We start from the raw sequence: 21,487 nt of genomic DNA, 5'->3' as shown, positions 1-21,487 counted from the left end.
CGGGCATAGCAAAAGCGGCCCACCCGAATCGGTGAGCCGCTGAGCTGCTGTGGTGTCCTTGGGTCTACCGCTCCTGTTGGCAGAGCCCGTTGTCGATCAGGTACTTCTTGTCGGCAGCGAGCTGCCGGATCTTCTCGGTATGGCTGGATCTGGTCCTGGCCCGTGCCGCGGCTGTGTCCGTGATGATCCTCATCGCGGACTGCCACTCTTCCGCACTGCCTTCTGTCTCGTGCGCCTGCTGTAGTCGTCCGATCAGGCGGTGGGACCGCACCAGATCCTGGGCCAAGTCGCTCGGTGCGGGAAGCGGCATGTGGTGGAGGCTGCTCCACGGCGCGGTGAGCAACTCCGCCGAGCTGACGACGACGGTCTTCACTCGCTCGTTCATCGTGGCCTCTCAGGGGAAGCAGGCTACGGACTCGTACGACTTCTCGGCCTCGACCCGAACGTTGTGTGCGAGCTGTCTATCGAACTGCACGTCCGTCAGCTTCGTCGTGCCGTCGGCTGCGGCCATGCCGACGTTCTCACTGACCTCCTCGACCGCGGTGAAGCGCTGCTCGCCGGCGTCAGGGTCCCAGCGAGAACACCGGACGGCGCCCTCCCACATCCGGATGCGGACCCACACCTTCTCGATGTTCCGAGTGGTGATCTTCTCGATGCCGACGATCCGCAGCATCTTCGCCAGGTGCTCCTGCACGTCGCTCACCGGTGCCCCTCCTGCTCGATGATCGCGGCCAGCGTCAGCTCGGCCCACTGCTTCTTGACGTTCTCTGCTCCGAGCCTGGAGTTCAGGTAGCCCTCGTGCGGGTTCGGCACGTTCTCGCGGATCGTCATGCTGCCGATACGCGAGCCGTCGCTGAGGCTGAACCGGCGGCCGTCGAACTCGGTGTACTCGCACGCCTCGGTCGACTCACAGTTGCAGACGCTCGTGATGCTGTCGGCGAAGATGCTGTTGGCCACAAACCTGTTCTCGTAGTGCTTCGTGGCGAGTTTGGCGCGGATCTCGCCGAACACCCACGGTGACGAGTTGTGTTGATCGGCGTGCTCCTCCAGGAGGACCACGTCCGTCTTGCGCTCCGCGGTCTCGTCCTGCCTCATGCCGCCGCGCGGGGCCCGGTAGTACCAGACCACTTCGACCGTTCGAGCCCTGCTCACTTCTCCTCTTCCTTCCAGCAGATACGCAAGATCTTGCCCGTGCTCACGCCGGTGCACGTGATGATGTGAACGGTCTCTCCGTTCGGCCCCTCAACGTCGAAGGTGCGGCGGAGGTAGCCGTCGTACGTGTCCTCGACGTAGGAGTTCCGGAACTGCCTCTCGGTGACGACGTGGGGGTAGCCACCCTCCGAGTACGGCTTGGCCATGAAGATCCGGCCGGCCGAAGCAAACCCTGGAATCGGCGCCCAGGTCTTGTCCCACGCTTGCCACGCCTGGTGGACGGGCTCGCCGTTCTCGTCGAGGCGTATACGGATCAGCGGGAACCCGGGCCAGCGCAGTCCGTCCACCCCGTGTTGGGCCACGCAGTCGTCGCACCAGGGGTAGCCGCCTGCGTAGACGTGGGAGGGGACGGCCAGACCGTTGCCGCACTTTGTGCAGTGGGTGTATTTCCCTGCTCGCGGTGCCTGTCCCTTGGATTTCGCGGTGCGCCGCAGTTCTACGGCGCGCGCACGGAAGTACTCGGCGTGTCTCATGGCGGGCTGCCATCCGCCAGTCGGGTTGGCTGCCAGGCGGCACTTTCGGGCCGCTGCAAGCTGCTCTCGCGCATACGCGATACACATGTTCGCGCGTTGCGCCTCGTTGTACCCCAATTCCCCTCCTCTATTGAATTCGCATAGCTGGGTGCCCCGTTCCGGGATCGGACCGGAACCGCACCCACGTTCACTGTGCGCACGGGACCACCTTCAGATTTCAGTTGTCCCCGGGGGCGGTACGAGTGGGATGTTCGTGCGGCTCGAAGCCCTCGATGATCTTGCTGTAGGGCTCGGTCCCTGTGTGGGCCTTGAGGCATGCCCACAGCCCGGTCTCCGGCGTATCTGCGCTGCCGACCGCGGAGTGCCGCACCCTCACCTCGTACCGGCCGTCGTCGCGCTGCTCGAGGTAGCCGATGCCCGCCCCAAGCCCTCGGGTGTTGAGGTCGACGAGGAAGTCTCCATCGTTGATCGGAACGAGGGAGACCAGCGCCCCGTGCTTCGGGAGCAGTTCGGGGTTGAGCGGGCGGGGCCTGTCGATGGGATTGGTGCGGTCGGACTGCTCGGGGGCCTTGAACCAGTACAGGAACTCGGCGGCCAGGCGCTCGTTGCCGAAGCCGTGCACCGCGCCCTGCCTACCGGTGAGGCCGGCGTGTTCGGCGACCCAGCCGGCCCCCTTGGTCTTGTAGGTGACGCCGAGGGCCTCGCCGGTGCTCTGCAGGGTCACGCGCAGGCGGTATTCGTTGTCGGGGTCGACCTGCTCGAATTCGAAGTGTGGTTGCATCCCTTGTTCTCCTACTCGTTGATGAGGGTCTGGAGCTTGACGCGGCTGATCGGGCCGAACGCGTCGCAGATGGCGCCGGTGGTCTCGGCCCACGGCCACAGGCCCGGGACGCGGAGGACTTCGCTGATCGCGCCCTCGGGGGTGTAGAGGATGATCAGCTCTCGGGCGGTGATGTTCGTGTGGCCGGGTGTCCAGGTGGCGAATGGTTCGGCCCCGGAGTCCGTCATCCGGCCGTGGAAGTAGAAGACGGCCTGGTCGTAGGGGTCGAGTTCAGGGTTGAGGATCTCCGGCTCGGGGCGGCCACGGTTGGGCAACTTCACCGCTCCGAACCGGCGGCCGAGCAGGTTGTGCCGTAGGCCGTACTCGCGGTCGCGGAACATGAAGTAGGCGCTGTGCTGCGCGTCGTCGGTGACCACCCGCCAGTCCTCGATGTGCATGTGGAGGTAGTCGACGGCGTAGTCCCACCAGAGGCGTGCGGATTTCGCGGCCCACACGTCGAGGGGGTCCTGGAAGGTTTCGCGCGGCTGGTGCAGCATGGTGATGAACTCCGGGCGGCCGGAGCAGCCGTTGGTCTGAAATCGGAACCACGTCGGGCTGCCGGTCGTGCCGCAGTCGAAGCACCGGGCTTCGTGGTCGGGGTCCTTGACCAGCCGGTGTCCTTCGATGATCTCGATGAACGCGCTCTCCGTCATGTGCACGTGCAGCGGCACGAGTCGGGCCTTGAGCGTGGGGCGCCGAGCAAAGGACTCGCCGCACGGCCTGCAGACGGGGTCCATGAACGGCTCTCGCGTGCCGGTCTCACCGTCGCGCATCGAGCCCAGGAGCATGTGGGTGGCCTCACCTGTACATGGGTCGTCGGCCGGAGAGATGGAGGAGGGGACGGTGGAACAGCGCATGACGCTCCTATGAGGGAAAGACCGTGGGCACGGCGGGAGTTGCGGCTGCCTCGGCGGATGCCTCGATGTCGTGCACCTCTGCGCACAGCTCACAGATGAACCCGCCAGGCACCTTGTACTTCCGGGTATTGGGAACGGGTCCTTGACCGTCGCCGAATGCGCTGGGGCATTCGCCGTTGGTGCAGTAGAAATGACTCTGAGGTTCGGGCTCGGGCCCGCCGTCCGGCCACTCGGGGCCGACGTAGACGCTGCAGGTCATGCGCCCGACTCACACCGAGGGGCGCCGATGAGGTCACCGTCGTGCCCGGTAAAGCCGCAGCGCCGGCACTTCCATACGAACGCCTTCTGCTCCTCGTCGTCGAACCAGGGAGCGGTTTCGCGGGTGTTGACCAGCCGATGGCCACGGAAGATCCTCAGACCGTCCTCGTCGCGCTTCTCGTAGGCGTCCACGCGCGGCATACGCACGCTCAAGTCGCCCGCCCGCCAGAACTCGAAATCGGCCAGCCACGCCGCGTAGGTGCCGGGATCACGCTCAGGCAGTTCGGCGGACAGCTGCTCGAAGTCGAGGCGGCGCTTCTCGGCCTCGCCCTCGGTCGTCGGCCGGAGATACTCGCCCATCGGGCCCTTGCCCTGCGGGCCGTAGTCCTTGATCGGAGCACCCGGCGTGGACTGGTATGCCGCGTGCTGGAGGTTGAGCATCAGCGTCTGCAACGTCGCGCGCATCAGTCCTCAACCTCCCCGTCCGCGAAAACCGCAATGGACAGGGCACCAATCCGCTGGAGGTGTTTGCCGAGCGATGTGGCGTGCTCCGCCAGGTGGTCGCCGGCCTCCTCCGATGCAATGTCGCCCTCGCGGACGCCGAGGAACTGGCCGTAAAAGCGGCCGTCGTAGTGCCGTTGACGCGTACGGTGCACGACCGTCCAGCCTTCGGGGCCAAGGGTGTTCTTCATGGCAGCTCCAGAACTGGGACGAGGTTGCCGACCCACACCAGGAGCGGTCTGCCGCCGGTTGCGGGTCGGCAGATGAGGTAGCCGGTGTTGTAGCCCTCGTCGCCGTATTCGTGATCGACTTGATGGAAGCCCAACACTGCGTAAATCAGGCCCCGTTGTCTGGCCAGCGCTCCCACCTGGATTCCGCATTCGGAGGTCCAGTGGTCGGCGGAGTAGTACGCCAGCCATGGGTCGCCGATATCTGCTGGCTGCATGTAGATTCCCTCGTGCCCGGGGTCTGCTACCAGGTTCGAGATGTCAGTAAGGACCTTGTCATCGGCGTCAATAATCTCGGCAATGTACGGGAACTTGACGCCTGCGCGAATTGCTGCTGCATCCTCGTCGAGGAATTCATGCAGCGGGTATGCGTCGGGCTCGTCGGGGTGCTGTATCCGGACGCGGATCCTAGGCTGCGCTGATTTCACGCGACTCCTTCGTGTCGTCAGTCTTGCCGGTCGGGTTCGGGTAATAGGACTGGAGTCTTTCGATCTTGGAGATGCGCCCCGGCCATGCCCCCACGTGTCGTAGGCAGTCGAGGTAGAGAGTGAGTGATGCCCAGCTCTCTCCTCGGTGGGCCTCCGTCATGTAGGCATTCCAGCGAGACAGGAGGTCCGAGCACTTCGTGGTAACCCAGCCGCTGTTGAAGTGAATTGTTCCACCGGGAAAGTAGACGTAGATCTTGCAGCCGCACGGAAGCAAGTACGTGCCTGTCGTTCTCTCGATGTGTTCGGCCTTGATGTGAGCCACGCGAGCTCTCCTCTCGACGTTGCGGATAACGCTGAGCACCGGGGCGGGAATCGAATCCGTCGAATACCGAATAGGGGGACGGCTTTCGCTGCTCGTCGGCCGGGCCGGCCATCAGGCCATGGGGCGGAACTTCTGCTGGCCTGTGACGGGGACCTGGTGGGTGTGGGGCACGTCCGCCGGCACATCGATGCCGCAGGTGGAGCAGGTGAACAGGTGTTTCTCCCACGGCTGTTGGCAGTAGAAGCACCAGTCGCCGTCATAGGCCGGAGTGGGCATGAGCACCGTCGACCGCCCGTTCGGGGTGAGGCGTACGGTGTCGTAGCCGTGGGGGTGCAGTGCCGCGGCCTGGCGGACGTTGTCCTCGTCGATGAACTCCGGGTGCGAGAGGCCCCATTCGCGCAGCGTCTGCGCGACGGTGCGGGCCAGGGTATGCGGCAGCTCGTACGAGTCCCGCACGTACCGGGTCAGCGCTGTATGCGTCGGAGACTTCTCCCCGAGCACCAGCCGCTTGCCGCAGTTGTCCCCGGTGCACCGCTCGTCGGAGATGCTGCCGGTCTCCCCGTCCGGAAGCTCGGTCAGCTTGGTCTCGCACTGCTGCTCCGTAACCGCCTTCGGAAAGTCGTCGGAGTCGTAGGAGCGCTCGTCATCGAAGTCAATCTTGAGGTTCTGTGCTGCGCGGCGGATCGCATCCTCGTGCGGCTTGCCGTTCTGCACCTTGATGCCGTTCGCGCGCAGCGCCTTCTTCGTGCAGCTCGGACACAGGTTCTCGGCCTGGTAGGTGTAGCCGACCACTCCACCGATCATGTTCAGCCCTCCTGCTTCTCGGTGCTGAACTTGATCCACGAGCCCTGGAAGGAGCCGAACTCCGCGCCGTCCTCGATGCGCATCAATCCGCGCGTCCCGGCGACGAGCCAGCCCACGTGCCGGGTGCCGTGCTCTTCGGTCGTCCCGACCAGGCGGTGATAGCCGATCAACTTTCCGAGCTTGGTTATCTGGGCTTCCTTCAGCAGCAGGGCCTCGTCGACCGCAGGGAAGACATCGCGTTCCAGGTGCTCTCGGATCGCCCTCAGCAGCGGGCCCATGGAGTCGTACGAGGGCTCCGGCGTCTCGAACCCGCATGCGCACATACCGGCCCAGCCCTCGTACGAGGGCAGCCTGTCGAACCGGTGAACGCCGGTCTCGGTGCCGCCCACGATCAGCTGCTTCTTGGTCTCCCGGGCGTACTGCGCACCGGGAAGGTCGTCATCCATGCCCAGCTCGGGAATTTTCGGCATTTCAGGCAGCCACCTTTTCGACGTTGTAGGTGTAGGGCTTGTTCGTGGTCGAGTCGGTGTAGATCCCGGCCTCGCCCCATGTGATCGGCGCCGAGAACTCCCGGCCGTCCTTGAAGAGCGGAGTGCCGCGTTCGAGGACCTTGGCTTCGAGGGTCTTCTCCGCGACGCGCAGGTGCATACAGACCTCAGACCAGGGCATCGTCATCTGGACTCGGTCGCCGATCTCCAGGTCGATTCGGTCCCACTCCACTGTTCCTCCCTCATAGCTGCCGAGATGCGACAGCCTTGGGCGCGACATTGCTGATGCGCTCTGGACTGTCGTTGGTTCAGCCGCCGGTTGTGATGCGCGCGCTGCCTGCATGCGTGACGAATAGCTGCCGGGAAATCAGGTCTCCACATTCACGGGCCTTCATCCGGTGGCGGGGTCGTTCTTTACGGGTTCGCGCCTTCATGTGACGCACACAGCGTTAAGCGCCGGGATCCAACTCGTCGGAGTTGAGGCGCGGTTCGAGTTCTATGTACCGGGCTGCGGTGTCGGCCCATTGGCCTGGGTGCTGGTACCGCTGGAGCGTGGGGAAGAACAACGGGCCCGCATCAGTTGTCGGGCACAACGATGCCGTCCGGATACACGGTGTGCGGTCGGCCGGCGAACCCGCTCACGTCCTGCGAGACACGGCCGCGCCACTCGAAGCCCGGCTGCTCCTTCGGCAGCCACCGCAGATACGCCACTGCGCTCGCCCTGAACGCGTACGGCCGCCCGGACCATCCGGTCGCCTGGACCTGGAACGCCGGTTTCCAGTTCTCCCACTGGCCACTTGAGCCGACGGGGCGCCGCTGCTGCTGCATGCGGAAGACGCTTTGGCCGTCGCGAGCGTCGGCCTCACCGACCTTCCAGCACACCATCCGGTCAAAGCTCTCCCCGAAGAGACCCTTCGGATTGATGCAGGCGCAGCCGGTCTGCCAGTGCTGGCCATGATCGTCAACGAGTCGGGATTCACTTCGGACATCACGCGGTCGCACACCGAGGATCAGGTAGTGCGTCGTCGACTCCGGTATGGATCCGGTCGCGGCGCGGCGGTACACCAGCTCATCGCCCTTGACCTGAATCGACATGCCCATTTCGGCCCGGCTGATAGGGCGTTTCCCATCCCATTCGTACGGAAGTCCTGGTCGACCCATGAAGTTCCCTTCTCTACGCCAGAGCGTCGGCAGACCGACACCAGTGGCGGCCCGAGCCGAAGCAAGAGCAGTCACGGCGAGCAGGCCTCCACAGAACGAGACGAAGAAGCCCACGAGCGGCCGCCCAGCAGGGGGCCACCCGTAGCCGACACGCACACGACGTGTCACAGCGCCCTCCGGATCAACTCCGTTGATCCCCGAGAGCCGAACAGTCCCGCAGGCGCCCTGTGCGCCCGAGCCCTGCCCGGTATGCCCTCAGCGACCTACTCACAGTCGACTGCCACTCAATAAGTGTTTCGATAAGATACCCTCAAAGGCCAGTCGATTCAATCAGACTAGGCGGCAACAAGAGAGGTGAAGTGAGGAGCGATGGCGACCTGGATGACGAGTAAGGCCACGCCTGCGGGTGCAGCACTGGCCGTGGCCGCGGGCGTGCTGCTCGCCGGATGCTCCAGCAGCGACGGCCGCACGACCCAGGCGCCGTCTGCGCCCAGTCCGACCACGAGCCCCGTCAGGGTCACCGACAAGGACCTCGACAAGGCCCTGGACAAGCTCGTCTTCCAGGGCGCCAGGAGTCCCAGGAAGGACGGCGGGGCTTGCCTGCTCAGCGCGGCGCGCAAGGCGGGAATGCCGCAGGAGGCGCTGGCCTACATCGTCAAGACGGACAGCGACGACACGGGTGGAGTCATCGGCGGACTGAACAAGGTGAGCGAGGACGGCGCCGTGCTCCTGGCCTCGCGGTCGCTGCGCGAGAACTTCGACGCGTGCGTCGACAAGGCTGTACTTCCGGACGGCAGCAGGGCCAAGCCTCAGCGCTATGCGCCGCCGAAGGGAGCCGCGAAACCTGCAGCTGGCAAGCCGAATCTGAGGCCGGCTTACCCAGTCCGCGCGGATCAGCCGGTCAGCTCGCCCCTCGAGCTGACCAAGGGCCTGGTCTCCATGTTCTCCTCCTACGCCCGAGACGAGGGCCAGAAGAAGACCTACACGGCAGCCGGCCAGTGCCTGTCGGCCTTAGCGTACGACGCGGGCTTCAGCCAGGAAGCGCTGCACTTCTTCGCCAGTGGCGCGCCCCTCGGCACCGGGTCGATCGTCGAGTACTTGCCGAACGACAAAGACAAGGCGATCTGGCAGTCGCCGAAGTTCGTCCAGGGCCTCGTCGACTGCACGACGAATGCGACGCCGACATCCACACCCAGCCTCTGAGTCGGCGTCCATCAGGCCAGGCGAGGGTAGCCGCATGGTCCGCAACAGGTATCCCCGACCGAAAGGAAGGGGATCGGGCAGGTCCATCTGCTCCGCGATGTCCCGCCAGGGGCACCAACTGAGCGCAACTGCGACTCTGCCGGCATTCAACCAAGCGCACAAAGACCACAGATGGGCTATCCAGTAACGCTGATAAGCCGCCTCTTCAGGCCAGTAAAGCAAGCCAAGGAGACAGCGCTCATGACCGCCATGCAGGACCTGGAGAAGACGACACAGTCCGTGCCCGGCACGAAGAAGAAGCCGCCGGGCCCGACGCAGAGCGGCAGCAGTGGGCGCCATGGCATGTTCATCCGGCTGGATCCGGACGACAAGCAGCGCGCGCAGTACTGGGCTGACAAACGCGGATTCTCCTCGGTGAACGAGTACGTGGCCGAGGCAGTGGTCGAGAAGATCCGGCGCGAGAACCTCGACTACGAACTGCCGACCCTGGAGATCGCTCGGCTCAACGAGCTTGTCGACCAGGTCGCGGCACTGGCGACGAACGCGGCGAACCTCGAACGCGTCGTCACCACAGGCTTTGACTCCCTCATCGGGCTCACCCGCGGTGACAACTACCTCCTGGATGCCGAGGACGGCGAGCTCGGATGAGCCAGGACTTCGCGGAGATGCTGGAGGCGGCCACACCCACCGCCGAGGTGATGGATGTGGACACATCCTTCCTCGACGCCTACCGGCGCGGCGGGCGCGAGGAACTCAAGCGCGTCCAGGACCAGACGGCGCAGCCTGAGCCTGCGGTGGCAACGCCCGAGCCGGAGGCGCAGCTCGATGAGGCTGGCGACGTCGACTCCCCACTCGAGGCTGAAGATCTGCAGGCCGGTCCGGGTGATGACGCCGAAGCAGATCGCCTGGACCTGGAGCCGGACCGCGAGCCCGACGCCGGCGACTCCGAGCGGGCCGGCGGATCCAGTCAGCGCGGTGGTGCCGGCGGTGGACAGAACAGCGCTGACGGGGTGCTCCCGGGCGGTGTGCCGGCGGGCCCTGCGGCTGATGTTGTTCCGGTCCCCGGGGCACAACCGGACGTCGCGGGCGCCGCTACAGCCGAAGTCACTGCCCATGACGTCGTCGCCGCACCGGATGAACCCGAGCATGTAGGGCTCGGATCGCTGCAGCTCACCGATCATCAGGACGCCGCGCAGAGTGCGGCCTCGAAGGGCGGATCAGACAGCTCAGCCGAGACCGCCGTGCTCCCCCACTCGGGCTTCCGGCTCAGCGGCGGGCAGAGCCAGCCGCACATCAAGGCGCTGCCCGAGAGCATCATGAACGCACTGCGGGAGCAGCTGCGAGCAGCCGCAGTCCGCGAGTTGGGCGTGAGCGACAGCGCCGCTCGGGAGTTCAGCCGGCGGCTGAGTCAGGGAACTCTGGTGACGGCGTTCCTGCTGGCTCAGCTCGACCTGAGCCTTGACGCCGATCCTGCCACCGAGCGCGCCGTCGAACTGTTCCGCTCCCGCGACCCGCTGCTGGGCAGCGTGGTGGCGCGCCTGGCGAACATCGAGGCCGGTGAACGCGAGCGGGACGGACTGCTGCGCAAGCTACGCGACGAGCTGGGCGAGGTTCGCCAGACCAGCGCGGTGGTCGAGCAGGCGCTGGCGTACTCCATCGCCGACCGCACGGAGAACTTCCTGCGGGGCTCGCACAACCTCCACGACGCGCCGGTCACGCACAAGGAGGCGCTCTACTTCCGGGACAAGGCCCGGGAAGCGACCAGGAAGCAGATGAAACTTGAACGCGAGCAGGAAGGACGGCCTATTCGGTGAGACACAGGTGGCCGAGCCGGACGACGAGGCGAAGGGCGTAGTCGTACTGATCTCACTGACCGTGGACATCTCCGGCACGCTGCGCGGCGGTTCGGGGCGCCCCTGTCATCGGTCGAGCAGCATGCCGCCAGCAGTTCGCTTCACGCCCGCACAACCACTCAACACCCTTTCCGTCGCCATTCAGACTCTCATTCAAGCCTCCTTTCCGAGTAGACTCACACTCGCTTTCAAGTCAACGGCAAGAGGGAGTCGGCATGGTCGCGATCGTGGTTGCAGAGAAGCCGAGCGCAGCGAGGAACATGGCCAGCGCCCTCGGCGGGACGAAGGGCAGCCACAAGGGCACGGCGTACGAAGTGGCGACCCTGCGGGGCCATCTCTATGAGTTCGCCCAGCCTCATGCGATGGTGGACTCCTCGCTCGCGGACGCCTATCAGAAGTGGGATCTGGGCAACCTGCCGTGGAACCCGCGGGATCTTTCGTGGAAGCGTGAGCCGCAGAAGAACGTCTCAGACGTCATCAAGGCTCTGCGGGCGGCGCTCGGCCGCGGCGACGAAATCGTCATCGCCACGGACCTGGATCCGTCCGGCGAGGGCGATCTGCTCTTCTGGGAGGCAATCGACGAACTCGGCTTCCACGGCAAGAAGTTCAGCCGTATGGAGTTCACCGATGAGTCGAAGGCTTCGCTCCAGAAGGCCTTCGAGCAGCGCCGGCCCGTGAAGTCCATGCAGGACGAGGGTGATTACCGCAAGGCGATGTACCGCTCGCAGTGGGACTTCCTCTCCATGCAGTTCACCCGTATCGCCACGGCGATGGGCCGCCAGTCCGGCCAGGACCTCGTGCTGCGCCAGGGACGGCTGAAGTCGGCGATGGTCTCTCTCGTCGGCGATCAGCAGAAGGCTTATGACGCGTACGTCAAGAAGCCGTTCTTCCAGAACCGCTTCCGCGACGAGAACGACGTCATGTACACGAACCCTGATGAGCCACGGTTCGACCAGAAGGGCCAGGTGCCGCAGCAGTACGGCCCCTCCCCTGCCGTCCTGGACAGCAAGGCGGGCAAGAAGACCCCGCCGCCGAAGCTGCTCGACCTCGCCTCCCTGTCTTCGATGCTCGTCGGCAAGGGCGTGAAGGCGAACCTGACGCTCTCGACGTACCAGAAGATGTACGAGGACCAGGTCGTCTCGTATCCGCGCACGGAGGACAAGACGATCACGCCGGAGCAGTTCAATGATCTCGCCCCGCTGGTCGACAAGATCGCCGCCGTGGCCGGCGTCGACGCCGGGCTTCTGACACGCCGTCAGCCCCGGTCGACGCACGTGAAGTCTCAGGGTGCGCATGGCGCGAATCGTCCGGGGCCGAAGGTGCCCTCCTCGCTGGACGAGGTCGAGCACAAGTACGGCAAGGCCGGACGGCGCATTTACGAGATGCTCGCGAAGAACTACCTGGCCATGCTCGCCGAGGACTACCTCTACGAGCAGCAGAAGGGCCACGTGGAGAAGTACCCGGACTTCATGGGCATCGCCAATGTGCCCAAGAGCCCTGGCTGGCGCGCCGTGTTCGATCCCGACGCCGGCGACGACACAGCCGAGGGCGATGAGAACGAGTCCGGCAAGGGCCTGGGCCGGGCAGCAGAGCCGTTCACCTTCGAGGGCGCGAACAAGCGCCCCGAGCATCCGACGATGAAGTGGCTGATGAAGCAGCTGGAAAAGCGCGACGTGGGCACGGGCGCGACCCGCACCTCGACGTATTCCGAGGTCACCAACAGCCGGGCGAAGTACCCGCTGCTGACGGAGAAGGGCCGGAAACTCAGGCTGGCACAGGCCGGCGAGATGAGCTGGCGGCTCCTGCCGGGCACGCGCATCGGCGACCTCACGCTCACCGAGAAGGTCTACGCCGACATGCGCGACATCGCCGCCGGGACGGCGACGGCCGAGGAGCGCCTGGCCGTCGTCGCCGACTGGGTCCGTGAGGACATCGCGACGATGACGCAGAACGCCGCGTCCATGCGCGCCGAGTTGGGCCTGAAGGAGGAGATGGTCACTGCGCGCGCCGAGGGTGTGTGGCAGGCCGCTCCGGGCGGCCCGAAGAAGGTCGCCTTCAAAAGGATCTGGTCGGGCCACGAGTTCAGTGACAGCGAGGTGGCGAAGCTGCTGGCGGGCGAGACGATCGCCTTCGGGGCCACGAACAAGGCGGGCAAGCCCTACACAGCCACCGGAGCGCTCGGTGTCGGCGACTACAAGGGCCGCAAGTTCGTCGGGTTCCAGCTGGAGGTGCCTGACAAGCCGACGAAGTGGTCCGGCCGGACGTTCACGCCAACGGAGGTCACGGCGCTCCTGGCGGGCCAGTCACTGGAGATCGACGACTTCGTCAGCGCAAGGACCGGTAAGACCTTCGGTTGCAAGGTCAGCTGGGACGCGAAGGCCAAGAAGACCGTTCCCGACTTCGGTTCCGGCGACGAGCCGCCGAGGTCCTGGTGCCAGGTGACCTTCACCGATGCGCAGCGCAAGGACCTGGCAGCCGGCAAGACCATCCAGGGCACGGGGTTCGTCTCGGCAAAGGGCAAGACCTTTGACGCGAAGGTCGCATGGAAGGAAGAGGGCGGTAAGAAGAAGATCGTGCCCTCGTTCGGCTGACGCCCAGCTAGCCCGTGCCGCAGGAGCCAAGAAGATCTTGACTAGGCGGGCCTGCCCGTCGCCACCCAGAGGCGACGTTACCCCAAGGCATGCAGTTGAAGATGACCGCGGGGCCGGTAGGCCTCTTCGAGTCATGCGCAGGCAAGCCCCGACGTGATGCTGACCCACGAGACATCGCCGGTCCCGCGGTTGCGGCGGCTCGGCGACGACCGTAACTGACAGCCCGGCGACTCGACGTGCGCACGCTCTCGCCGACCACGAACCGGCCAGATCACGTTATTCACTGGGCGCTTTGATCACACCGTACAGGCGCTTTCGGCGTTCGATCCGGCCAAGGAGATGCCGCGCATCGCCAGGCTCCGTCACTTCCGGCACTCGGAGCAGGCGGCGCGCGATGAAGTGCCCGCCCGCCAGGAGATCTTCGAGGGGGACGGTCACGAGGGGACGGCGAGGCGGTTGCGAGGGCCTGCGGCATGGCTGCTCTGCCAGCCGTTCAGACGGCACCCGATGGCCCGGAGTCGCCAGCCCAAGCCATCCAGCATCCGATTCGAGCACCTTTCGCTACGATTCGAATAGCCTATCTAAGTTAGGATGTCATCTACACGCCTCTCAGGTATGAGGACTTTTCGATAGACCAGGCAATGGCCATTGCGGTTGCAGGGGGAGATGAGAGATCCATGGCGAAACTGTCCTACAAGGTGCCGAGTTCGCTGAACAGGAGCTTCCTCGACTACGAGATCACGCTGAGCAAGGGCGGCTGGGCGGCCAGGCCCTCCCCGATCAAGCAGCTGCTCTTCTTCGGCGGCGGCATCCTCGCCCTGCTGTGGTTCAGCACGTCGACGTTCGTCGCGAGTTCGGGACCGGTGGCCATCACGTTCTTCATTCTCTGGGGACTGGCGGCGATTGCCTACTTCGGCGGACTGGTGAAGACGAAGGAGCTGCGCATCATGCGCGTCCCGGCCCTCCTGGCTTACCTGCCACGGAAGGCCCGTCACGTTCTTACGCGCCGCAGCTCGAACCCCACGGACTTCAACTCGATCGCCGGCGTCGACGGGATCGACGAGGACGGGCTGATCCGCTTCTCCGACGGCGGCAAAGGCCGGGTCTACCTGGTCGTCGGTTCGGCGAGCTATCTGCTCTTCGACGAGGACCGGGTCAGGATCCTCGACCGGGTCGACTCCTTCTGGCGCAAAGTCGAGACGGCCTGCGAGCACTGCTTCATCACGACGAAGGAGCCGCAGCGGGTCTACCACCAGGTGGCGAACCTGGAACGGCGCAACCAGGCCCTGCAGGTCCGCGACCCCGATCTGATCGAGCTGCAGAACGAGCAATACGACATTCTCGCGCAGCACGTGGGCGGGAAGTTCACCTCGATCCACCAGTACCTGCTGCTGAAGGGCAAGAACGCCGGCGCACTGCGCAAGGGGCACCAGGTCCTCCAGGCCGAGGTCGGCGGCTCGGCTCTGATGATCAAGGAAGCCGCGATGCTCGACCGCGAGGAGTCCATGCCGATGCTCAGGGTCTTCTACCAGGGCATCGACGACGAACTGCTCAAACTCGAGGCGTCGCTGAACTGACCAGCGCCAGGCCGGCCACCACGACGAGCAACGAACGAAGGACACCATGGCGCTGATGACAAAAGTCCGGGCACAGCTCGGCATTCCGGGGAAGAAGCCTGACGAGACGAACGACACCGCGGAGCCTGTGGTCAATGATCCGCGCGCGGACGGTGCTGCTCAGGATGAGGGCACACCGGACGCTGCGCCGACGGACGGCGCAGCCGATGAGTTCGCCGGGCCGAAGCAGAACTGGCGGCAGCGGCGCCGGGAGGTGAAGCACCTCCAGGGCACGTTCGACGCCTACCCTCACCTGCTCGCGCTGAAGGCGAAGGAGAAGTACCTCTTCCGCTCCGACTACTTCGAGGTCGACAGCTCGGTCGCCTGCGTCCTGGCGTACTTCCACGACGACGCCGCGCACGACAACTTCGGGGCTTTCTGGGGCATCGACCGGATCCCGGACGGCCTGGACGAGCGGGTCACCGCCGTCGTGCTCGAGCAGGTCAAGCGGATGGATGAGAAGTGGATCGACTCGTACATCAAGCAGTCGGAGAAGCTGGACCGGCTGGATGCGAGCGAGCAGGAGGAGACGGGCACGACCTCCTCCAAGCGCAAAGCCGCGAAGATCTCCGGTGACCTCGGGATCACGATCAGCGAGATCCAGGACGGTGCGGGCTACCTCTCGGTGCACAACCGGCTCTTCCTCAAGGCCCCCGATCTGGCGGCCCTGGACGACACGATCGACCGGGTCACGCGTCTGTACATCGACCGGTTCGGCACGCTGAAGGCTGCGCCCTACGCCGGCGAGCAGCGCCAGGAGCTCTCGGGCCTGTGGAAGAACAACGAGAAGAAGAAGGGCAAGGGCTTCCACTTCACCTCGACCGAGCTGGCGGGCTCATACTCGCTGGTGACCAATGGCCTCAACGACCGCGGCGGCGAGTATGTCGGCTACATGGTCGGCGACGTCAACAACAGCGCCGTGCTCATGGACGTCAACGCCTACGACCACCACGCGATCGTCGCCGATGCCACGCTCAGCGAGTACCTCGACCGCCAGCGGGTGGCCAACATGTGGTGCTCAAAGATCTCTCAGGCGGCGCTGCTGAACAACGGCCAGGTCGTCCACCTCATCCTCGACGGAGCGAACCTCGACAAGCTCGGTCCGAAGTTCGAGCGGCTCACCGCGCGCGTGGACCTGAATCAGGGCGATGTGAACATGTTCGAGATGTTCGGCGAACAGGAGGACGAACTGACTGTCTTCTCCGCCCAGATGGAGAAGCTCAAGCTGATGTTCGAGCAGCTCTACGAGACCAGCGACGGAGCGATCGGCTCGATCATCCGCAGCGCCCTCGAAGACACGGTGACCGACTTCTATGTCGAGCAGGGCATGTGGCGGCACAACGCCAAGGAGCAGCGTCACCGCCTGCGGGTGGTGAACATCCCGCACACCCAGGTGCCGCGTCTTCAGATGTTCGTCTCTTACCTGGCAACCGCGCACAAGGCGCTGCTGAACTCGAGCAAGACCGACCCGGACCAATTGCGCGCCTACAACGTGCTCAGGGGCATCGCCAACGCGATGCTGAGCACCAACGGCGACCTATTCAACAACCACACGGCCTCGGCCGTGGACGGGGTCCGTGATTCGCTGCGTGTGGTCTATGACTTCTCACGGCTCATGCGCCGCGGCAAGGGCGTGGCGATGGCACAGCTGGTGAACATCGTCGGCTTCGCCGTCGGCAAGCTAGGGCTCGGCGACACGGTGATCATCCACGGCGCCGAGCACATCGACGACCGGGTGAAGAAGTACATCAAAGACCAGTTCGACCACATGCACGAGCGCGGCGGCCGGGTGGTCTACAGCTACAACGACGTCGACAGGATGCTGGCCGACAGCGACTTCAACACGTTCGACGCCGCGGACTACACGCTCTTCGGCCCGATGCGCGACGCCGCGGTGGCGGAATACCAGAAGCAGCTACACCAGCGGATTCCACCGGATCTCGCCCAGCTCATCACGACCAAGGGCGAGAACCTCACGTACCTGCGCCGGGGCGTCTCCAACGTGGTCTTCCACCTGGACCTGGCACTGGGGATCAACCCCTACCGCGAGGCCCAGCGCAGGCAGGTCCGATTGGAGGCGGTCAGGGCCGAGCATGCGGCGCGGATGGACGCGATCATGCACGACAAGCCGGCGCCGGGCGCGAACCTCACCAGCGTCCGCAAGCACAGCGAGGGCGGCGACGGCGAGACCGAGGCAGGTCAGAGCGACGAGGGCAAGCGCCGCGACGGCAAGATGAGCCTGCGCCAGCCCAAGGACAGCGTCAGGCGTCCGACCAAGAAGCCCAAGCGGAAGAAGCTGATCAAGGCATGAGCGAGGTCGGTACTGGTACGGAGGCGAGGAGCAGGGGAACGACGATGAGCGGGATGATCACGTCGGTGGCTCGGCTGCGAGCCTGGGCCGGCCAGGGCGGTGGCGCAGCCCGCCAGGGCAGGCTCGCGCGCGGGCTCGCCCTCGTGCTCCTGACCGCGCTGTTCGTGTCGGTCCTCATCACGGCGACCTCTTCGCCTGCGTCCGCGGAAGACGGCTGGGCTGATCTCGCTGCTCAGAAGGAGCGCGACAACTACAGCCTCTACCAGCTGGCTTCGAATGCGAGCTCGTACTTCAGCGAGAAGAACTCGCCGTCGAACGACGACGGCATGCACGAGAACTGGAAGCCGGTCACGAGCAGTCCTGCTTCGGGCGGTTCCATGCTCGGCTACACCGACCCGGAGTTCAGCCTGGGCAACATCGTGGGATGGTTCTTCGCCGAGGTCTCAGGATCCTCACAGACCGTCACATACAAGACCCTGGCGGCGAAAGACGACAAGGGCAAGGCGAAGTACTCGGGCATGCTCGACTACGCGCACTTCGGGGCGGCGAACGCTGACCTCGGCCTGGACACGATGTCCTCGGGCATCGGCGGACAGATCGTGAGCGTGATCGGAGGCTCCGTCATCTGGGTCTTCTACGCCCTGGCGCTGGCGGTCGGCACGCTGTTCTACGTCATTATCCAGTTCCTAAAACTCATCAACCCCTTCACGTGGTTCTACCAGGCGGTCAGCGCGGTCAATCCGACCTTCGCCGACGGGATGACGGGAGGTGACACCGGAGGCGGCGCGCTCGCAGGCCTCCAGGACTGGATCAGCGGCTGGTACGGCCTGCTCGTCGACATCTCCTGGCAAGCGCTCGTGCCGGTCTTCATCGGCGTCCTGCTCATCGGCCTGGTCATGTTCAAGAAGATGGACCGCGGTTCGGCGATCAAGAAGCTCATCGTGCGCGTCGTCTTCATCGGCGTCGGCCTGCCGCTCGTCGGCTCGATGTACACCGGCGTGCTCGGCAAGTTCGACAACTCGGTTCTAGGCCAGCACGCGGGTCCGACGCGCGTCGTGCTGAGCACGTACGTCGACTTCGAGGCATGGATGATGAACGACCGCCTCGGGATCCCCGACCAGGCCACCGTCGCCTGGAAAGGCGACCAGGCGAGCTCCGAGGCGATGATGTCGGTGCGCACGAGCGCACTCGCGATCAACAAGCAGTCCCACGGAGCGACGTTCAACGGCATCGCCATCGGCACGAAGGCCGACGACGCCGAGTCGGCCTGGAAGGACGGCACGGTCGCCGTCGACACCGACGCGTCCGATGACTTCAAGGCGGTGTTCTCGACCTTCGGAATCATCGGCAAGTACATCGGCAGCAACGAGATCGCAGCCTCCGACTTCGAGTCGGGGATCAAGAGCTCGATCACGCAACTGAACGAGGACGCTGACACCAAGAAGAGCTGGTTCGTGGACAAGGGCAGTTACGGCGACGTAGAGAAGTTCGGAGAGGAGGACGGTCCCAAGCCGGTGGATCACCCGGTGATCTCGACCGACAGCACGGGTCTGGCTTCCTCCCGTCCCGGGAAGAACTCGACGGTCTTCACTACGACCGGGACGAAGAGCAACTGCGGCTTCACGGTGGGCAAGACGCCCTCCTCGTGCAACCTGTCTCCTCTGGCGGCGTACAACTACCTCAACACCGGGTTCGGCCCCAGCTCGCTGAACATGTACAGCTCGAACAACGCCACGTCCGGGTTCACCCGCGAGAGCCACATGGCCGTCAGCCAGGTGGGCACCGGCCCGGCGAAGTTCATGTACTGGTCCAACGCCGTAACGGTCCTGGGCTCCATCGTCCTGCTCGGCTTCTGGTACGCAGTCGGCATGCTGGCCGGCTCGGTCAAGCGGATCTTCAGCCTCGTAGCGGCCGTGCCGTTCGCGACATTGGGCGCGATGGCCGCGATCGCCAAGGTGATCGTCTACTCCATGGCGCTGATCCTGGAGGTCCTCGTCACGCTGTTCATCTACCAGTTCGTCTCGGAGTTCCTGATCTCGGTCCCGGACATCATGGCCGGGCCCTTGTCGAGCTTCATGAGCCCGGACGGCCTTTGGGGCAGCGCTGTGCTCGGCGGGACCATTGTCGTGATCCTGACGCTCATCTCGTCGCTGCTGATCATGGGCATCACCTTCGCTCTGCTGCGGGTCCGCAAGACGGTGCTGCAGGCGATGGACGAGGTGGTCACCAAGCTCGTGGACAAGTTCCTGGAGACCAACACTGCGCCGACGCCGGACAAGGGCGGGCTGATGCCTGCTCTGGCCGCAGGTGCAGGGGCCGGCGCGGGTATGGCCATGGGCAACAAGCTCGCAGGCGGGTTCAACCGCAAGATCAGCGGCCCGGCGTCTCCGAGCACGGGCAAGCCTGCGGGCAAGACGGCGTCGACGAACGCCGGCGGTACAAACGGTGACACCACGGCGCTGGCTTCTGGCAAGCAGGCGCTGGCCCTGGAGGGCGGCGACGAGGGCGGCCCGGGCGATCCGAACAGCCCGGCACTGTCCGGCGGTCCTGGTGGCGGTGGCTCCGGTGGCGGTCCTGCTGGTGCTCTGGGCACGTCCGGGCAGGGCGGCGTTCTCGGCGACAAGGGCGGTCCGCTGCAACTGACCGGCGGCGGAGCGGGCAGCTCATACTCGGACAAGCAGACGGCACAGAATCTGAGCACCCAGGGCGGCCTGTCGAATCTCGGGTACACCTCGGACGGCAACAGGGTCATCCCCGGCGAGGTTCTCGCCTCGTCCACGAAGCCGCCAAACGCTCGTGGCGGCGCTGGTTCTGTCCCGACCAGCGGACGCCATAAGGCCGTCACGGGTCAGACGGGCTCGGCGCAGTCCGGCACAAGTGCCCCGAGCCAGCAGAGTTCCTCGGGCGGAAATCAGCCGACCGCATCGCGGCACTCCAGCGGTGGAGCTCAGGCGTCGACGCCGCGGGCTCAGGCTCCCCGTCCACGTTCCCGTCCCCGTCCGCTCCGGGTTGCCGATCGAGCCCCTCAGAGCATGGAGACTCCGGAGCCGCAGCAACGGCCGGGCGGTGGTCTTCGCCGGGGCCGACGCGAGAAGCCGCAGGACTGACAGAGCGAGCGTGGAGGACTGACGCACCCGGTGAGGGCGACCATTGCGACAGTCCTCACCGGGTGCGGAGTCTTGTACACGGCAGGAGGAGGAGAGGTAAGCACATGAGGATCGGAGCGAGGCTTCGCGGCGAGTTCCCACGCGGGTGGTGGCGCTCGACGCGATGGTGGATCACCGGGACCCGCGACCTGGCACTGAGCACTGCGGCGGCCGTGGCCACCGTGGTGTTCGCCGGCGAGATGATGCGCGCTGTACGGCATCGCGACGAGCCGCGGACCCTTGCCCGCCCGTCTGGCACGTTCGAGAGATACACGGCCAGTCTCTTGATCAACAGCGCAGGCTTGGTCGCTCTGCTCATCATGACGATCGAGGACGGTCTACTCGTGGTGCTAACGGCGTTGCTGACTGGGTGGTGTCTGCTCAACATCGTCATCAGTGCCACGGTGTTGGTCGTGGTGGCCCAGTCGAGGATCCGGCAGCCGGCAGCATGGGCTAAGCTTGATTTCGTAGAGCAGCACGCACCGAGGTACGGCCGGCCGCCGGAGACGATTGAGGAGTACCGGGCGCAGCAGCTCCAGGATGTGGCATCCGGGAAGATCCGAAGTTCTCCACGGTGATGCCGGGGGACGGCCTGCTGTCCGTGCAGGCCGCCCTTCCGGGTGAGCGGGGCGAGTGCGCCTGTCACCGTCCCAGCTGCGGGGCCGTGGGCGTCCTCGAGCCATCGTTCGGGCCGCCCGCTAACCTGCCCGACTCGACCAACGCGGCCCGCTGTTCGATCAGATGCCGGGCGATCGTGAGCCTGAAGTCGACACTGCCCGACTCCTCGTAATGCACGGTGAGTTCCTCCGCTACGGTCCGGCCCACCCCACCGGCGACATAGTCTCCACGCCGTTCGTGTTCATGGGCTCGATCGCGGCAGCCTCGCTGTCCTGGAGCAGCTGCGTGCCCTTGAGCCGGCCGTCGTCAGCGGCCACGGGCCGATCACCGGCGCCGAGGTCATCAACGAGAACCTGGCGTACCTGCGCTGGGTCGACCAGCTGGCGGCCGACGGGATCGCCGCCGGACGGACCCCGCTGGAGACGGCTCAGCGCGCCGACCTCGGACCGTTCCAGGAGCTCCCAGAGACGGAACGGATTGTCGGCAACCTGCACCGGGCCTACGCCGAGCATGATGGGCAGCTCTTGGGTGTCCATCTACCGATCGGCGGGCCTCTCACCGACTTGATTGCCTTCAACAAAGGTCGGCCACTGCCCTG

Annotated in this window: 24 protein-coding genes; 8 read left to right on the top strand and 16 right to left on the bottom strand. The window is 65.4% G+C overall.

What is annotated here, in order from left to right; all coding sequences use genetic code 11:
- Positions 1 to 64 precede the first annotated feature (64 nt).
- From OG430_RS41080 to OG430_RS41010, 15 genes are all read right to left on the bottom strand, one after another.
- The gene (locus OG430_RS41080) at positions 65 to 385 is read right to left on the bottom strand and encodes a hypothetical protein (RefSeq protein WP_327357757.1); all 321 of its coding nucleotides are present in this window, start codon (positions 383 to 385) and stop codon (positions 65 to 67) included.
- 9 nt (positions 386 to 394) lie between these two features.
- Positions 395 to 703, bottom strand: coding sequence for a hypothetical protein (locus OG430_RS41075; RefSeq protein ID WP_327357756.1), 309 nt, complete (start codon positions 701 to 703; stop codon positions 395 to 397).
- Entirely contained in the window at positions 700 to 1,152 is a 453-nt protein-coding gene (locus OG430_RS41070; RefSeq protein ID WP_327357755.1) for a hypothetical protein, read from the bottom strand. The genes OG430_RS41075 and OG430_RS41070 overlap by 4 nt, the downstream gene beginning before the upstream one ends.
- Positions 1,149 to 1,685, bottom strand: coding sequence for a hypothetical protein (locus OG430_RS41065; protein WP_327357754.1), 537 nt, complete (start codon positions 1,683 to 1,685; stop codon positions 1,149 to 1,151). The genes OG430_RS41070 and OG430_RS41065 overlap by 4 nt, the downstream gene beginning before the upstream one ends.
- A 217-nt stretch (positions 1,686 to 1,902) precedes the next feature.
- On the bottom strand, positions 1,903 to 2,466 hold the full coding sequence (locus OG430_RS41060) for a hypothetical protein (protein WP_327357753.1): 564 nt from the start codon (positions 2,464 to 2,466) through the stop codon (positions 1,903 to 1,905).
- Between the two features lie 11 nt (positions 2,467 to 2,477).
- Positions 2,478 to 3,362: a hypothetical protein gene (locus OG430_RS41055; protein WP_327357752.1), complete on the bottom strand. Its 885-nt coding sequence runs from the start codon at positions 3,360 to 3,362 to the stop codon at positions 2,478 to 2,480.
- Positions 3,363 to 3,369: 7 nt separating this feature from the next.
- Positions 3,370 to 3,621, bottom strand: a complete 252-nt coding sequence (locus tag OG430_RS41050) for a hypothetical protein (RefSeq protein WP_327357751.1) — start codon at positions 3,619 to 3,621, stop codon at positions 3,370 to 3,372.
- Positions 3,618 to 4,085 (bottom strand): hypothetical protein, encoded by a 468-nt coding sequence (locus OG430_RS41045; protein WP_327357750.1) that lies wholly within the window; start codon positions 4,083 to 4,085, stop codon positions 3,618 to 3,620. Before OG430_RS41045 ends, OG430_RS41050 begins: the two co-directional genes overlap by 4 nt.
- Positions 4,085 to 4,312 carry a hypothetical protein gene (locus tag OG430_RS41040; protein WP_327357749.1) on the bottom strand — a complete coding sequence of 76 codons (228 nt, stop codon included), beginning with the start codon at positions 4,310 to 4,312 and terminating at the stop codon, positions 4,085 to 4,087. Before OG430_RS41040 ends, OG430_RS41045 begins: the two co-directional genes overlap by 1 nt.
- Positions 4,309 to 4,776, bottom strand: a complete 468-nt coding sequence (locus tag OG430_RS41035; RefSeq protein WP_327357748.1) for a hypothetical protein — start codon at positions 4,774 to 4,776, stop codon at positions 4,309 to 4,311. The genes OG430_RS41040 and OG430_RS41035 overlap by 4 nt, the downstream gene beginning before the upstream one ends.
- Complete coding sequence (locus OG430_RS41030; RefSeq protein WP_327357747.1) at positions 4,757 to 5,098, bottom strand: hypothetical protein; 342 nt, start codon at positions 5,096 to 5,098, stop codon at positions 4,757 to 4,759. The genes OG430_RS41035 and OG430_RS41030 overlap by 20 nt, the downstream gene beginning before the upstream one ends.
- Before the next feature lie 111 nt (positions 5,099 to 5,209).
- Positions 5,210 to 5,902 carry a hypothetical protein gene (locus OG430_RS41025; protein WP_327357746.1) on the bottom strand — a complete coding sequence of 231 codons (693 nt, stop codon included), beginning with the start codon at positions 5,900 to 5,902 and terminating at the stop codon, positions 5,210 to 5,212.
- 2 nt (positions 5,903 to 5,904) lie between these two features.
- Positions 5,905 to 6,372, bottom strand: a complete 468-nt coding sequence (locus OG430_RS41020) for a hypothetical protein (protein ID WP_327357745.1) — start codon at positions 6,370 to 6,372, stop codon at positions 5,905 to 5,907.
- Between the two features lies 1 nt (position 6,373).
- Positions 6,374 to 6,622 (bottom strand): hypothetical protein, encoded by a 249-nt coding sequence (locus tag OG430_RS41015; protein WP_327357744.1) that lies wholly within the window; start codon positions 6,620 to 6,622, stop codon positions 6,374 to 6,376.
- 344 nt (positions 6,623 to 6,966) lie between these two features.
- Complete coding sequence (locus tag OG430_RS41010; protein ID WP_327357743.1) at positions 6,967 to 7,485, bottom strand: hypothetical protein; 519 nt, start codon at positions 7,483 to 7,485, stop codon at positions 6,967 to 6,969.
- A gap of 435 nt (positions 7,486 to 7,920) precedes the next feature.
- Between OG430_RS41010 and OG430_RS41005 the strand changes: the two genes are divergently transcribed.
- The 8 genes from OG430_RS41005 to OG430_RS40970 all read left to right on the top strand — a co-directional run bounded on the left by OG430_RS41005 (position 7,921) and on the right by OG430_RS40970 (position 20,849).
- Complete coding sequence (locus tag OG430_RS41005; RefSeq protein WP_327357742.1) at positions 7,921 to 8,754, top strand: hypothetical protein; 834 nt, start codon at positions 7,921 to 7,923, stop codon at positions 8,752 to 8,754.
- Positions 8,755 to 8,994: 240 nt separating this feature from the next.
- Positions 8,995 to 9,402, top strand: coding sequence for a hypothetical protein (locus OG430_RS41000; protein ID WP_327357741.1), 408 nt, complete (start codon positions 8,995 to 8,997; stop codon positions 9,400 to 9,402).
- 17 nt (positions 9,403 to 9,419) lie between these two features.
- Positions 9,420 to 10,568: a hypothetical protein gene (locus OG430_RS40995; protein WP_327357740.1), complete on the top strand. Its 1,149-nt coding sequence runs from the start codon at positions 9,420 to 9,422 to the stop codon at positions 10,566 to 10,568.
- A gap of 254 nt (positions 10,569 to 10,822) precedes the next feature.
- Entirely contained in the window at positions 10,823 to 13,198 is a 2,376-nt protein-coding gene (locus OG430_RS40990) for a DNA topoisomerase (protein ID WP_327357739.1), read from the top strand.
- Positions 13,199 to 13,875: 677 nt separating this feature from the next.
- Positions 13,876 to 14,775 (top strand): hypothetical protein, encoded by a 900-nt coding sequence (locus OG430_RS40985; RefSeq protein ID WP_327357738.1) that lies wholly within the window; start codon positions 13,876 to 13,878, stop codon positions 14,773 to 14,775.
- 55 nt (positions 14,776 to 14,830) lie between these two features.
- Entirely contained in the window at positions 14,831 to 17,125 is a 2,295-nt protein-coding gene (locus OG430_RS40980) for a hypothetical protein (protein WP_327357737.1), read from the top strand.
- Positions 17,126 to 17,169: 44 nt separating this feature from the next.
- On the top strand, positions 17,170 to 20,232 hold the full coding sequence (locus OG430_RS40975) for a hypothetical protein (RefSeq protein WP_327357736.1): 3,063 nt from the start codon (positions 17,170 to 17,172) through the stop codon (positions 20,230 to 20,232).
- Between the two features lie 104 nt (positions 20,233 to 20,336).
- A complete protein-coding gene (locus OG430_RS40970) occupies positions 20,337 to 20,849 on the top strand; it encodes a hypothetical protein (RefSeq protein WP_327357735.1) in 513 nt (170 codons plus the stop codon).
- A 231-nt stretch (positions 20,850 to 21,080) separates the two neighbouring features.
- On the opposite strand, the gene OG430_RS40965 is transcribed toward OG430_RS40970, so the two are convergent.
- Positions 21,081 to 21,425 carry a hypothetical protein gene (locus tag OG430_RS40965; RefSeq protein ID WP_327357734.1) on the bottom strand — a complete coding sequence of 115 codons (345 nt, stop codon included), beginning with the start codon at positions 21,423 to 21,425 and terminating at the stop codon, positions 21,081 to 21,083.
- Positions 21,426 to 21,487 lie beyond the last annotated feature (62 nt).

Origin of the sequence: Streptomyces sp. NBC_01304 (assembly GCF_035975855.1) — a bacterium.
GTDB lineage: Bacteria > Actinomycetota > Actinomycetes > Streptomycetales > Streptomycetaceae > Streptomyces.
Note: the sequence above shows the minus strand (reverse complement) of the source record. Positions and strands in the feature narration are given on the sequence as shown.